The 14,442-nt window shown below is 45.3% G+C and carries 9 protein-coding genes; all 9 read right to left on the bottom strand.

Going from position 1 to position 14,442, the window contains the following annotated elements:
* Nucleotides 1-24: 24 nt before the first annotated feature.
* Nucleotides 25-807: a S1 family peptidase gene (locus tag CJP46_RS36225; RefSeq protein ID WP_143812994.1), complete on the bottom strand. Its 783-nt coding sequence runs from the start codon at nucleotides 805-807 to the stop codon at nucleotides 25-27.
* A gap of 188 nt (nucleotides 808-995) precedes the next feature.
* Nucleotides 996-1,397 carry a hypothetical protein gene (locus CJP46_RS18075; RefSeq protein WP_094597032.1) on the bottom strand — a complete coding sequence of 134 codons (402 nt, stop codon included), beginning with the start codon at nucleotides 1,395-1,397 and terminating at the stop codon, nucleotides 996-998.
* A 580-nt stretch (nucleotides 1,398-1,977) separates the two neighbouring features.
* Nucleotides 1,978-4,014 (bottom strand): DUF5054 domain-containing protein, encoded by a 2,037-nt coding sequence (locus CJP46_RS18070; RefSeq protein ID WP_179281211.1) that lies wholly within the window; start codon nucleotides 4,012-4,014, stop codon nucleotides 1,978-1,980.
* Nucleotides 4,015-4,842: 828 nt separating this feature from the next.
* Complete coding sequence (locus CJP46_RS18065; protein WP_094597030.1) at nucleotides 4,843-7,242, bottom strand: hypothetical protein; 2,400 nt, start codon at nucleotides 7,240-7,242, stop codon at nucleotides 4,843-4,845.
* Nucleotides 7,243-7,342: 100 nt separating this feature from the next.
* A complete protein-coding gene (locus CJP46_RS18060; RefSeq protein WP_094597029.1) occupies nucleotides 7,343-8,971 on the bottom strand; it encodes an extracellular solute-binding protein in 1,629 nt (542 codons plus the stop codon).
* A gap of 6 nt (nucleotides 8,972-8,977) precedes the next feature.
* Complete coding sequence (locus CJP46_RS18055; RefSeq protein WP_094597028.1) at nucleotides 8,978-9,874, bottom strand: carbohydrate ABC transporter permease; 897 nt, start codon at nucleotides 9,872-9,874, stop codon at nucleotides 8,978-8,980.
* A gap of 25 nt (nucleotides 9,875-9,899) precedes the next feature.
* The gene (locus CJP46_RS18050) at nucleotides 9,900-10,814 is read right to left on the bottom strand and encodes an ABC transporter permease (RefSeq protein ID WP_094597027.1); all 915 of its coding nucleotides are present in this window, start codon (nucleotides 10,812-10,814) and stop codon (nucleotides 9,900-9,902) included.
* A gap of 160 nt (nucleotides 10,815-10,974) precedes the next feature.
* A complete protein-coding gene (locus CJP46_RS18045; RefSeq protein WP_094597026.1) occupies nucleotides 10,975-12,693 on the bottom strand; it encodes a sensor histidine kinase in 1,719 nt (572 codons plus the stop codon).
* Nucleotides 12,694-12,696: 3 nt separating this feature from the next.
* Complete coding sequence (locus tag CJP46_RS18040; protein WP_256992434.1) at nucleotides 12,697-14,220, bottom strand: response regulator transcription factor; 1,524 nt, start codon at nucleotides 14,218-14,220, stop codon at nucleotides 12,697-12,699.
* Nucleotides 14,221-14,442: the final 222 nt, after the last annotated feature.

Genomic DNA, 14,442 nt, shown 5'->3' with positions numbered 1-14,442 from the left:
GAAAAACGGCAGAATAGGATTAATTTAATTATTTAACCAAGTAACAGGTGTTATACCGAGTCGATTTTGTATATGAGTCACATGGCTATACACCCGGTAGGTTGTTCCATTCTCAGTGTAGACGCCTTTGTGCACACCTTTTAATTCACCATTGTTGTTGTTCCAAATCGTACCACCACTGTCTCCGCCATCTGATATATAATTAGCTACCCGCATCGAACTAAACCAAACGGTTCCATACACCGGGTTAGTCCAATATCGGCTGTTATTTTTACTAAGAAGTGTACCGCAACTATTCCCCCACATTCCAGATTTACAGACCCTCTCGCCCAGTACATCGTTACCAGCGACTTGAACACTTGAAAATTTAATCGATTCAGCATAAACTTTACTGCTCATTGAGTTGCTTGAATCTAATCTAATCGCTGCAGCATCAGCTTCGTTTCCATAATTAACTTTACTGCTTGTGTATCCAATATAGTTATTTCCCTGATACACACCTGTTCCCGAAGCCTTCGGCCAACAATGTTCTGCAGTAACAATGTATGGATTAGATGAGGAATCAATTGCGGAGAATCCGATTGAACAATTCCCACCTCCACCAGCTTTATCATCAATAACTAATCCACCTAGCATGTACGTATGAGTATCTGTCCGGGCATCTTCGGAGGTCTTATAGGTTGGATCAACTACCTCTAAATTAATGATGCTTGCATCAACATCTGAAACGGAACTAATTATATCCAAAGCAGACTCACTAATATGGTCGCGAATGCCTACAGTAATTTTCTGGTTAATAAAATCCAAATTAACATATTCTATATTAATTCCACTCTCTTTAATTTTTGCGACACTTTCAGAAATTCGATTGGTAGCTTTATCAAGCTCCTCTTCTGTATACTTTGCTGTATAAGTTCTTATTGGTAACTCATTGTCTAGGCTCTTAGATATAAAATTCAGCTGTTCTGAGGGAATATCTTTTTTAAATCCGACGTTTATGATCCCCCCTGGTTTTGATCAATATATATTCCAAGGAAATTCTCCTTTAACTCTTGATGAGAGCGTATCGTTTCTTTGAGAATTGGGATGAACTTATCTTGTTTGTTGAATCTTTCATCCAATGCTTTTTCTTCATTAGCAGATAAATAAAAACCGTATTTCTCTGATATTTTACGATTATTTATTAAGGGACTCACTACAGAGTTTTCTGTTGTAAGACCAAAAACTGTGCGTTGATCTACTAGAGCTTTGTCAAATGCCGAAACACTCTGGGGGATTGAAATATTTTCATTAACCGATAACTGCTGATTATTGCTTGGATTAGCAGATATTAAACCTGATAAACAGGTGTATGTAAGAATAACTGCGATAATGAATGAAAAAAGTTTTTTGTTCATTAGTTTCTCCTCCAAATTCTAACGAATACTAAAACCTTTCAAACGACACACCTTTAAGACATAGCAGTTTAAATTGCACTAATGCCTTCGCCACCTCCTAATTGGTTAAATCTATAAGGATATACTAATATAACGACAATTGTCAGGTAAAAGTTTTAATAATTTACAATATAATCCGATGATTGTCATACGAAAGTGCTGATTTTCTCCTGAAGTTTATTACTGTATTGATGACAAATGACTTTCTTCTTCTGACAAATCGACAGAGCCAAGTTCTTTCTTGGGTGAATGGTATAAAATAACGATGATAAAATCACCGAACCCATCATCCTAGACAGCAAGCACATTTTAGCCTGTGATGAGCCCAAAAAAGATTACTTGTTTTGTCTTACCTTTAGGGGGGGATCGGCTCAACTAATCTGGTCTTTAGTTGAATAAAGCCAACCGGTCAAAACTTCGGGATCGGCGGCATTACCAATGTGGAAGATGACATGAACATGTTCCTGGGTGCCTGATTTCTGCATCTAAACCAAAAAGAAGACACACAGGAGGATCCTGTTGTCTTCTTTTTTTAGACTTTTTATCCCAGCACTAACTCAAAACGAGCGAAAATATCTTCTTCATACCACATCGTGAAATTCGTTCCCCATGTGGTGTTCAATAGGGTAAACGTAAATTTATTGTTGTCTTGATGGTATTTGTTGTTATAGCTTAGATTGTTATTGGTTCCGATTCCCAACAGAGGGGCATCAATAGGTTTAATATTGATTTTTTTATCGCTGCCATCGTAAATTAACTCTTCAATCATGTGCTGCAGCTTATTTCCGTGACCTACCACTGCAAAAGGTGAAATCACGGTATCCATTTTACGAATTTTCGTTAAGTATGGCGAATTCAAACGTGGTGTCATGTCAAAAGAATAAATTTCCGGATAACGAATGGCATCTTTATCCTGTAATAAAAGTGCAATTTCAACTTTATCTCCAAATTGATATTTAACCTTGACCACTCTTGGAGCACCATACTCCTCCACAGCTCTTTGGCTATACTTTAAAGTGGCAATCACCGAATCATTTTCCTTAACTAATTTAATAACATGTGGTGTGAAATGTTCATTCAATTGAATGCGTTTTTGAATCTCCATTCCTGGCTTTAAGAAGTCAATGGCCCACCAATTATGCTGCAGCTCACGCAAATAGTTGTAACGCAGGTTATCATAGTCATTTTGCCCGGCAATGGTATAGCTCAGAACCCCGAGTTTGTTGTCCTGATCAAAGTAAAGGATTCCATCCTTTTCTAAGTGGGTAATAGAACCATCGCTAGCAAACATTATTTGATACCCGTTTACCGAAATCAATTCTTCCAAACCACATTCAATCCCTTGGTTTTCAAAGATAGGATATGGAACTTCGATCAGTTTTTTAATGTTATGTTGATCTTCAGGCTCCAAACAAGCGATTGCACGATCAATGTTCTTGCGTTGTTCTTTCCATGAAGACTCATAAAATTTGTACGAACGATCCGTCCACTCATTATAAGTGAATTGCATTTCGCCAACCGTTGCATCTTTAACAATTCCATAAGCGTAGGTTAAATCAGCATCGGTAATTTGGTCTAAACTGCGTGCTCGCTGGAAGTCTTTCTTTTCATAGTTCATATAGTCACTGAAATAGCGTTTGATATCCATTCCCCAAGTATGCTCTGGCACTAACATCGCATAGAAATTAGCATCATCATTTTCTATTTGGTGATCAGACATGTATTTCGTTACAATCCGGTAATCACGAATGATTTTCGGATCAGACATCGTTCCGTGAATCCATGTGTCCCCAATCTCCTCTGTAATCACTGGCAGTTGGTCACGTACTTCCCAAAGTTCATTGGCAAACTGATCCATGGAAGTCATTTCAAGCTCATAGTCTGGATACTCATTCGCCATTTTTGACAAATAAGCGTTAATTTTCTCTTGTGTTCCTGGACCACTATTATCATGAGTATGCATAAATGCCAGCTTGTTATCCATGCAATCCACTCCGATTACGCCGCCATAGTCGTCTGAATAAGAGACAATGATCTCACTTTCGCCATGCTTCCATAGAAATGTATCTGGAACTTCTGGTATGGAACTCGAGCCATTTACACCAATGTGTAGGAATCTAATTCCTTGACGATACAACTCATCAACAATCCCGATCGTATGTCCTGGGACGTCCGTCATCTTTGCGCTTGTTGTTTTGTATCCATAGCGAGCATCTAACTTCTTTGAGATTGAAATGATGTAATGTAGAGTTTGAGGTGTCATTGCTTCCGATTCAAACGTACACGGGATGGCGTGCCAGCGAATGTAACCTTTCTTTATGGCGTCGTCCAGCTTTTTACAAGCTTCTTCATCCATGTTTTTGAAGTAATATTCAATAATAAAGCTGCCTGTTGTCCAAACAAAATCTTTGCCCTCTTTTCTTAAGTCTTCAGCTAATGTGATTGCATTTTGAATGTAATCATGGCAATACTTGTGCAATACATTTTCTGCCAAATCGGTAAAACCAATGTCAAGATGAGTTTTGTTTACCACATAGATTTTTTTCATTTCTATCATCACGCCTTTCTTAGTCATCATACGTCGTGAATATCTACTAACAAGAAAATGAATTTTGATCGTGTTATCTGCTATGATAAACGCCCAAACGATATCATTCTTTGAACGAACGAGACAACATTTTGCATTGTGTGGACATGATGATGAATAAATGATCATCGTACCGGCGCTGTGCTCCGTATATTCTGCGCTGCCCGTTACTTCAATAAGAAAAAACGCCTATCGACGTACCTTCAAAGAAGACAGACCGCGTTTAAAGGAAGTTTTTCTTGCAATATCATGAAGCAATGGCTCTGGAGTTTATACTTTCTGATATTATAAGAAAAACGTCTATCGACGTACTTTCAAAGAAGACAGACCGCGTTTAAAGGAAGTTTTTCTTGTAATATCAGGAAGCAATGGCTCTGGAGTTTATACTTTCTGATATTATAAAAAAGGAACAGCTGCCGGCCCACGGCATTCTGCTCCCTTATGTTAAACTATCGTTTCCCGTTAGCTTAATCACTTCACTAGTTAGCGATCAAACCGGATATCATCAAATGGTATGTACTTGTTTTGTTCAATTTCCTTATATACCCGTACGTAATTGACGTGAAAGGTCGGAAAAGAGCTAGGTCGTTAATTGCTGAGAGCTTCATCTCTTCAATCTCTCAGACAAAATACCCTCAATAAAGACGCTATACGAAGAATATGATTAAAGAGATTCATTGCAAACCGGACTGGCCTAAGGATTTATTCCTGACCAGTCCGTTTTTTGTCGTCCTCTGTAAGCTACTTGGGCAAATTGTGAGCAAGCAAAATTCGCCCGACCTCAGACTCGATTTGAGTAAGCTCCTTGTCACTGCGCTGCTAATTCGCTTCGATCTGCTCCGGTTCACCCCGGGTGAACACTTTAACACTGACAACCGGCTTGGGATCACCCTTGAATTTGCAACTGAACGACAATGTCTGCCCGCCTGCGGCTACAGTCGGCGCCTCGGCGGATGTCTTGACGGTTCTCAGGAGATTCCAGTTCTGATCATAGATTTTGCCCTCGGAGGTGCCCTCGCAGACTAGATACTCATTGACAGCAACTTCAGTTTCAAAAGTCATATACGCGCCGTTCGTATAAATTGTCGGACGCTCTACTACTGCATCTTCATTGCCGTAAGAAGGCATCACGCGCAGGCAGAAACGGAGGGGCTGAGCCGCATACTTGTTGTAAAAAGTCCAATCAGCACCGCCTGGTTGGCCGGGCTGCAGCTCTTCCGGGCTGCAAACGAACGGTTTGGAAATAGCAATCGGATACAGATTCCATCTCCCCCTTCCCGCTTCCTCCAGATGCCAGTCGCTTTTCGCATCGCAAAGCCGCTGACGCTGCTCAGCAGTAAAAACTTGCGCATGCCGGGCTTCCTCCCAGACACGCACGCTATCGAGCAATATATTGATATTGCCGTTACGCTCAAGTACAGCCATGTCGGCCACCAGTGAGAAGCCGGCGTTAAATCCTGCGGCTTTCGACAGCACCCATTCTATTTCATCCAGAGCAGTCGCTTCGAAGCGCTCCGAAGCAGAACGGATCAGGAACCAGCCAAGCATGGGAGGTATGAAATTTCGTTCGAAATAGCGCTGATTGCTAAGCCGAAGTTCAAGCTGGCCTTCCCGGGTGAGAGCACCCCACGGTTCACCCCAATTGAAACGGGTAAATATATGCCATAAATAATTGGGCACAACAATACTCGCATCATTGATGACCTCGCTGCCCCAGCGCTCGTAGCACATATTCACGAACCGGTTGACGCCGTAACCGTCCTGTCCTGTCGCATACAAGCCTTCCAAACCGTCAAATGAGATTTGCTTTAGTCCAGCCTCAGCCATCAATCCGCCAATCCGTTCACTGAACCGGTCTTGCAGCCGGATATTCGGGAACACAACATCATATGGATGATCCCATAAACGGCCGATTTCCGTTCCTTCCAGATGCGGGGCCGGGGCGGTTCCGTGCATGCCGCGTTTGACACCTGTCAGCTTCCACGGAGCGTTCTCCGAAACACCGCCATACTCGATGAGTTCCTTATCAATTTTGGCCGTACGCCGGAACAAGTTGGCTGTAAACGGCCGAGGATCTTCGATCCCGATCTCCTCGTCGAGCGATCGGATCGATGCCGTCAGCTTCGCCGTGCCGACCTTTTCCAGTTCTTCATCAGGAATGGGAGCAACATAAGGATCGTTCAGCGTCGTGAAGTTGGACAAGGTATGAATGCCGACATGCACCCCTTCGTTCTCCGCCAGCTCGACACATCGCTTCAAGCTTCGGTCCCCGTCAGGGAAATGCTTGGGCTTCAGCTTGAAATGCCCCCAGTTCTCAAACGGATCCGGATGGTATACATAGTTCAAACCGGCAAGCCTCGTATACCGTACGGCCGCTTGGATCGTCTCCTCAGAAAAGTCGGTAATCAAATAAGACCGGGTAGCCACGGGCGACGTTTTCCCCCAGACACCCTCAAATTCCGGATGAGGCAGCCCTTCCCCAAGCTCAATCGCTTCAATTGTCGCCAACGCCCGATCAACCGGACAGCCGAACAAGGCAATTTTGGTTCCCGGAATATGGGCGTCATCACCGTCCATGCACTCTACTTCTGCATTCGGCAAATTCCATACCGGGCGATGCGCGGGTTTGGTCCTGTTGCGGGCGAATGACTGCAGCAAGCTCCCCCCCTTGACTACAGGCCAGGCTATAGACACTTCGTAGTCGAACTTATTGTCGGACAGCTGCCTTCCGCCGGAATCCGCATTGTCGCTGACGGCATAGGTGGGCTGGACATATGCTATCCTTTCCAGCTCGGCTGGCCAGCCCCCGACGGTTTTTATATTCAGTGCCTGCATCCCGATGGCAAAATCACCGCCTTGAACAACGCCTACCGACTCTCCGATTGAGGCGTCAATCGACATGACGATCGGTCCCCAGATTAAGGTATCCGGTTCTGCACCGTCGATACGGATCACCTCAAAGGTTGCGTAACATTCCCTGCTTGCTATGGAAACGGTCACGATAGCGCCACCAGGATAATGTAACGTTAGCTCCCCGGACGCCGCATGGTATTTTGATGCTGAAGGCGCTTCTAACTGCTGCCCGATCGCAAGACGAATGAGCGGCGAATTGTACGCTGTGTTCATATACGATTTCTGACCTCCCGCATCTGAAAGCCCCGTCACTTCCCCGGTATCGCTGATTCGAATTTCCATCGATCCAGCCTGTATATTAAGCATGGTTTGGTTTCCTCCTTAATGACCTCTAACGTTTTAGGAAATGTAAGGAGGCCCCCTATTCATCTAACGCTGGAATAAGGCCTCCCACTTTTCTAACAGATTATTTTAAATTTTCATCATATATTTTTTGAGCTTCTTCCAGCACCTTGTCTCCGCCCATCTTCTTCCACTCGGCAACAAATTTATCGAATTCATCAAGAGATTTGCGGCCCGTTATAAAGTCGATGTAGGCGGTGAGCGTGAACTGGCTCAATTTATCTTGATAATCGTTATACACCGGCTTATTGAACGGTGATAGAATATCGATCACTTGTGTACCTTTCGCCCGGGTATCTTGCGCCAATTTGCGCAAGTCTTGATCCGACGTATATGCGGTTTGGAAATTGTAATCATTGAAGGAGCCTGGCAAAGAGAAGCCGCCGATTCCTGCTTTTTTGCGTACTTTTTCATCATCGTACGGCGGGATGAATTCGATCGTACCTTTATCACTCTTCTTCCAGTGCTGACCTTCCACGCCGAAGTTCATCAGCTCATACTTAGCCGGATCAAACTCCGTAGCTTCAAATACCTGCATATATTTGATCAGCTTGTTTTGATCCTGTGCCAGCTGCTTGCCGAACATGATGCCGGAAGCGTAAGCCGGATTGTATTGCGAAATACCGTAGCTGCCATTTGGACCCTTGACGCCGCCCACCGTTTCAAAATTAAAATCCGGGTGCTTCTTTTTGAGCTTGTCATACCATTGTTCGCCGCCCAGGAAAGCATTGCCCGGAAGGAATGACCACCAGTAGAATTCTATGGCGCCGATCTTGTCGGCCAGCACTTTATCCTCAACGTTACTCCCTTTGTTAACGACAAATTCAGGGTCGATCAATTCATTTTTATACCAGCGGTTCAGCACGGTAAGCGCCTCTTTGGCCCCCGGCTCAATCTCGCCGCGGACAATCTTGCCGTCTTTTTCCCGGAAAATATTCGGATACGCATCAAAGGCGCCAAATACGGAACTGAACATCGATTCGACATTATCTGCCGAAGCGGTGATGCCATAGGTGTCCTTTTTGCCATTGCCGTCCGGGTCGTCATTTCGGAATTTGGTAAGCGCTGTTTCCATTTCTTCCAGCGTTTCCGGCGTTTTGGCGAAACCGACCTTCTTCATCCAGTCACTGCGGAAAGCAAGCTGGATCCCGTCGATTCCGATATCCCATATAACCGGCAGTCCATAGATTTTGTCGTCTCTTCTTACATATTTGAAGGGATCGTCGCCAAGATATCTTTTCAACCATGCAACGTATTTGGGCATATACTGCTCTATTAGATTCTGCGGGATCTCAGTCGCAACCCCTTGCTCTATCAGCTTGTCGTAATCCGGAAAGTTCGGTTCCTTCCACCAATCGGGGATCTCGTTGGAAGCGATCATCAGGTTCAGTTTTTCTTTCATTGCATCTCTTGATGAACTAATAAAATCAATATCGATGTTGTACTCCTGTTTCAGCTTCTCAACAATGGGTGAATTCGTGGTTGTCGCATCATCCAAATTCCAGAATGTCAGCTTCATCTTCTCCTCGGCCTTGGTTCCATTCTCCGAGGAGCTGCCGGGATCGGCTCCCTTGGTGGATTCCGTCTTGCTGCAGGCCGACAGGACCGAGATAAGCAGGGCGCCTGCCAATATTCCGTTCAACCAGCTTCTCTTCAATTTAATCATCCCTTTCTTGAAATCGCTTTCAAGCATGATTATTCAACCTTTAACCGCGCCGATCATAACGCCTTTAACGAAATATTTCTGAATAAACGGATATACCACGAGCATCGGAATAATGGAAAGCATGACGACCGTCGCCTGCAGCTGCCTACCGGAGAAGACAGTCTCCTTCCCTATGTTCTGGATCACATTATTGATATCTGTCATATCGTTCTGAATGATGATTTTGCGCAATACAATTTGCAGCACCTGCTTGTGCGGATCTGAAATATAGATCATGCTGTCGAACCAGGCATTCCAGTGCCCGACTCCGACCCACAGAGCAATGGTGGCAAGTACGGGTTTTGAGAGAGGAATGACGATTTGAACGAATATTCGAAGATAGCCGGCGCCATCGACTCGGGCCGATTCTTCCAGTTCATGTGGAATGGATCTGAAGAAATTTCGCATAATCAGTACGTTGAATGATCCGATCATACCGGGGATGACAAGTACCCATAGCGTGTTCAGCATATGAAGTTCTTTGATGATGAGGTAAGTAGGGATCAAGCCGCCGCCGAAGAGCATCGTGAAAAGGATGAAGCTGGTCAGCGTCCGATTGAACGGAAGGTCTTTTTTGGCCAGCGGGTAAGAGGACAGCGCCGTAAAGAATACGGATACAACGACACCTACGGTCGTACGAACAATGGTATTCCAGTACCCTCTCCACAGTTCATCGAACTCCATGGCCAGTTTGTAGCTTCCGAATGTCCATTGCTTGGGGAAGAGAACCAGGCCCGTGGCATAAGCGGCTCCTTCCGTATCCGCTCCGTCAAGCGAAATGACAATTTGCGTCCAGAACGGGTACAGTGTAGCGATCATGATCAGCAGCATAATCAGATACAGCAGGGCGTCCACCACTTTGTCTCCCGTCGTCTTCTTGATGTTCATCATACCGACCGCTCCTTCGTTAGAAACTCTACCATAATGCGTGCTCCTTCCCGCCTAGCCGCTTCACTACAGTATTGACGGTAACAATCAAGAGCAAAGCGATGACCGATTTGAACAATCCTACGGCTGTAGCATAACTGTAGTCCATTTCAACCAGGCCTTTACGGTACACATAAGTGTCGATAATGTCCGCGACGTTATACACTTTGACATTGTACATATTGAAGATTTGATCGAATCCGGCATCCAGTATGCCCGACATGGACAGAATGAGCATGATAGCGATTACAGGAGCAAGCATAGGGATGGAGATGTGGAACATCCGTTGAAAGCGTCCGGCGCCATCCATGACAGCCGCTTCATGCAGTTGGGGATCAATATTCGATAATGCAGCGAAATAAATGATCGAGCCCCAACCAAAGCCCTGAAAGATGGACGTAACAACCAGAATCGTCCGAAAATATCGTTCATCTGCCAGAAAGAGCGCTTTATCGCCGCCAAACAGGTGGACAATCATATTGACCGGACCATCAAGCGAGAAAATCGTAAAGAAAATCCCCCCTAATACAACCCAAGAGATGAAATGCGGCAAATACGATACCGTCTGTACCACCCTTTTGAATTTCGTACTGGTAATCTCGCTTAGCATTAAGGCAAACAGAATCGGAACGGGGAAACCAAAGAGAAGCTTGTATACACTGATAATGAGCGTGTTGCGTAGTACCGTGTAGAAGTAGGGATCTTCAAAAATCATTTCAAAATGCTTGAACCCGACCCAAGGACTCCCTAAAATTCCCTGCGTAATCTTGAAATTCTTAAAAGCCAGCAGCACACCATACATCGGAGCATAGTTGAAAATGATGTAATAAATGACCGCTGGGACCATCATCAGCAGCAGGACACGGTACTGCTTGATCTTTTTCCTGGTATCTTTTGTCAGCATGCGTTATGTACCTTGGATGTACACGATTCTTTCATTGTCATCACCCCTTTCTATAGTGAAAACTATAGCAGAGGCTCAAAGTAAAGAAATTATCAAATATTTTCGAAATGATTCAGTTTTTTACGGACTTCATGGGGCTTGTCAGCTGCCAAAATTCGTATCATCCATCCATGGTATTTTGATGATATTGCGGGACGGTGATGGTCATGATCGTGCCTTGCCCGAGCTGGCTGCTGACGGAAATCCCGTACTCCGGCCCGTATAGAAGCTGTATTCGGTCATTCACATTTTTTAGCCCGTAGCCGGTGGAATACACCGTCAAAATTCTCTCGGCCGTATCCGGCGGCATTCCCGGCCCGTTATCTTCCACGTCAAAGGCAATCGCGTTGTCACATATTCTCGCCCTCACTGTCAGCAGACCGCGTCCCGCCTCCTTCTGGTCAATGCCATGGAGGATCGCATTCTCGACAAGCGGCTGAAGGATCAGATGGATCGTGTGGCAAACGTATACCGCTTCCTCAATTTCATATTCAACGTCAAAGCTGTAGTCACGCATGATCTGGATAATTTCCACATAGGACTTCATATTTTCGAGCTCATCCCTGACGGAGGTAATATTGTTCCCCCGGTTGAGCGCCGTCCGGTAAAACTTCGAAAGAGAGGTCACCACGTGGCTGATCTCATGAGAGTCGCTTTTTATCGCCTGCCAGTTGATGAAAGATAGCGTGTTGTACAAAAAATGCGGGTTGATTTGCCACTGCAGCGCTCTCAGCTCCGCCTCCTTCTGCACAATTTTGCTGCGGTAGGATTCGTCAATCAATTCATTAAGCCTGATCAGCATTCGTCCGAACCGGTTTGTCATCTCTCCGATCTCGTCTCTGGACGTGCTTGCCACCCGAAGGCTCAAATCCCCCATCTCTACCCGCTTCATCATAGAGTTGAGCGCATAAATGCGCCGAATCATCGTTCGGGAGAAAATATAAATAATAACGAGCAGCGCAGCAATGCAGATCAGAATCAAACCCAGGGTAACCCTGATAATTGAGCCGGCTCCATCTGTTAATTTCTTCGTTGGGACAAAGCAATAGAAGGTCCAGTTCGTCTGCTGGATTTCCTTCTTGACCAGAAAAAATGAAGTTTGCCCGTCCCTGATCATACTACCGTCTTCATTCGACAAATCCCCGGACAGCAGGTGTTGATGCCGCTTAGCGTTCGGATTGGCATAGATTAATCGCTGATTCTCATCTGCGATGAAAATAGCATTATCCTGCAGTGTATTCGATAAATTAAACAAATCCTTCGAATTGATCCTCATATAGACGAGGTTCGTATTTCCTTTCGTATAAAAGTTGGGGAACTGCGCAGTCACGATCAATCCGTCGTCGAAAAACCATTGATTCCGGTTCGGAGCCGCCAGAAGGGCATCATGGTACCACCGCTCCTCGCTAACCCGTGATGCGGAGAGAAGAGCATCTCCATATTCCGGAACGGAGCTTTGAGTGTAGAACGTGATCTGTTCAATGTTCTGGTCCATGTTTTTCATCATGTTAAAATACGGCATCAAGTAGCCGTTCAGATCGCGGGACAAATTAACGAGGTCGATATAGTCGTTCGTCACAATTTTCTCAAAGGTCGCATTATAAATAATAGATTGTATCGTATGATTGTACCGTTCCAGAGACTTCTCAATGCTCTCCGTGATCGTGCCCGCGTTCTTTTCAATTCCCTGCAGCGCCTGATACTCCAACATTTGCTTGGACTGATGATAGGCGTATAGCCCGAGCACCAGAATGGGGATAATGATCACCGTCAAATAGGATATGAACAGCTTGTGCTTGAAACGCATCCGGTCAAATAGCCACAGACGCTCCCTCATCATGGCTCACACATCTCCCCGGTATTGTGACGGTGATACGCCGTAATGACTTTTGAACAGCGAACTGAAATAGGGAAAATTGCTGTATCCCACATCTTGGCTGATATCGATAATCTTGCGGTTCGTCGTCAGCAGCAGCTCCTTGGCCTTCTCCATTCGGTACATGGTAATGAATTTGTTGATACTGATCCCTTTTTCCCTTTTGAACAAATAACTTAAGTAGCTTGGAGACAAATAGACCTGCTTCGCCAGCCATTCCAGCGACAGATCGGTTTGGTACTTGGTATGTATCATTCGAACGACTTCCTCGATTGCCTTCGGCATCCCGTCCCTGTAACTTTCGCCAGAGGGGATATGCTCATCCAAAATAGCCTGCACCACTCTGCGCAAATCGTGTAATCTGGCAGCGTTATTAATTTTCTCAAGCTCTTTCTTGAACAAGCCGGGTTGATTGCTCGAAGTTACGTCAGAGATCGATCTGACGATCTCCATGCATACATATTTGATGTAGACGACGGAGAGCTGCTTGCAGTTCTGCACGGTGTCGAACAATTGCTCGAACCTCAGTCTGACAATACTCCAGCGGCTTAGCTGGATATACTGCTTGATTTCCTCCATGGCATCATTGACGGAAGCCATCATATCGCCCTCCCCCGTCAGGAACGTCCGGTTTGCCTGCAGCACGGCTCCTTCCTCCAGAAAAAAAGAAATCTCCAGAAGGGGCTCCAGCTCCTGGTACGCTTGATACAGCTGTTTGGCCTCGTCAATCGGACCGCTAACAGCAACCATCATGTTCTGGCCGTAATCTTCCTTAACCCGATTGATGATTTCCTGACCCAGCTCTGTAAACACCTCCACCGACTCATCAGCAGCAGCTTCAACGAGAAGCAGCCCCTGAAACTCATTCAAATGAATCAATTCAGATCCACGGCCTACCTCCTCCGCTAGCTTCACTTCAAAATCCTCCCGGTCAAACAGACGGCTACGCGAAGTCAGCATCAGCATACGGATCAAGGAATAGTCGCATATGCTGGTGATCGGCATCGGCACCTGGTCCTTCAGGGTTTGCCCTAGAATGAGATTGGTGAGTACCTTCTGCTTCTCATAACGGACCTCCTTCAAATAGGCTTCCTGCATCCGCTCCTGCTTTTCTTTCTGCAGCCGTTCCTGGTCACACTGCCGAATCACATTGGACAATACCTTTATGAACTCCCCAATCTGAACCGGCTTCAGCAAATAGCGTACCGCCTCCAGGCTGATGGCGCGCTGTGCATATTCGAATTCGCCGTAGGCGCTCATGAAAATAACCTTGATAGGCCGTCCGGATTCCCGTACTTTCTCTGCAAGCTGCAGTCCGTCCATTCCCTTCATACGGATATCGGACAGCAAAATATCGACGTCATGGTGATCCAGATAAGAAATCGCCCCTTCGCCGCTTCCCGTTTCGGCAATTTCCAGATCAAATCCATATTTCTCTACCAAAAAACGGACACCATCCCGTTCAAACTTGTCGTCGTCAACAATGAGCATCTTCAGCACATCTTGCACCACCTTATACCCAATCATAATGAATTTAAATGGATGGCATGTACGACCAACTCTGCACGCTCACTCAGCAAAAATCTTCGCGCACAAAGGGCAAAATATAAAGCGTTTACAATTTGAAACAATTCTAACACAAATGTATAGGTTGAATAAGATCCTCGATTATCATTTTGTGCCCTTTTCCCGGAACGAGTGTTCAATCAATTT

The organism is Paenibacillus sp. XY044 (assembly GCF_002257645.1).
Lineage (GTDB): Bacteria > Bacillota > Bacilli > Paenibacillales > Paenibacillaceae > Paenibacillus_AQ.
This window is presented reverse-complemented; position numbering and strand designations above follow the sequence as displayed.

Coding starts and splice junctions, on each gene's coding strand:
- CJP46_RS18045 (WP_094597026.1), bottom strand. CDS start 12,693: ATGATGAGGGAGCGTCTGTGGCTATTTGACCGGATGCGTTTCAAGCAC.
- CJP46_RS18070 (WP_179281211.1), bottom strand. CDS start 4,014: ATGATGACTAAGAAAGGCGTGATGATAGAAATGAAAAAAATCTATGTG.
- CJP46_RS18040 (WP_256992434.1), bottom strand. CDS start 14,220: ATGCTCATTGTTGACGACGACAAGTTTGAACGGGATGGTGTCCGTTTT.
- CJP46_RS18050 (WP_094597027.1), bottom strand. CDS start 10,814: ATGCTGACAAAAGATACCAGGAAAAAGATCAAGCAGTACCGTGTCCTG.
- CJP46_RS18075 (WP_094597032.1), bottom strand. CDS start 1,397: ATGAACAAAAAACTTTTTTCATTCATTATCGCAGTTATTCTTACATAC.
- CJP46_RS18055 (WP_094597028.1), bottom strand. CDS start 9,874: ATGATGAACATCAAGAAGACGACGGGAGACAAAGTGGTGGACGCCCTG.
- CJP46_RS18060 (WP_094597029.1), bottom strand. CDS start 8,971: ATGCTTGAAAGCGATTTCAAGAAAGGGATGATTAAATTGAAGAGAAGC.
- CJP46_RS18065 (WP_094597030.1), bottom strand. CDS start 7,242: ATGCTTAATATACAGGCTGGATCGATGGAAATTCGAATCAGCGATACC.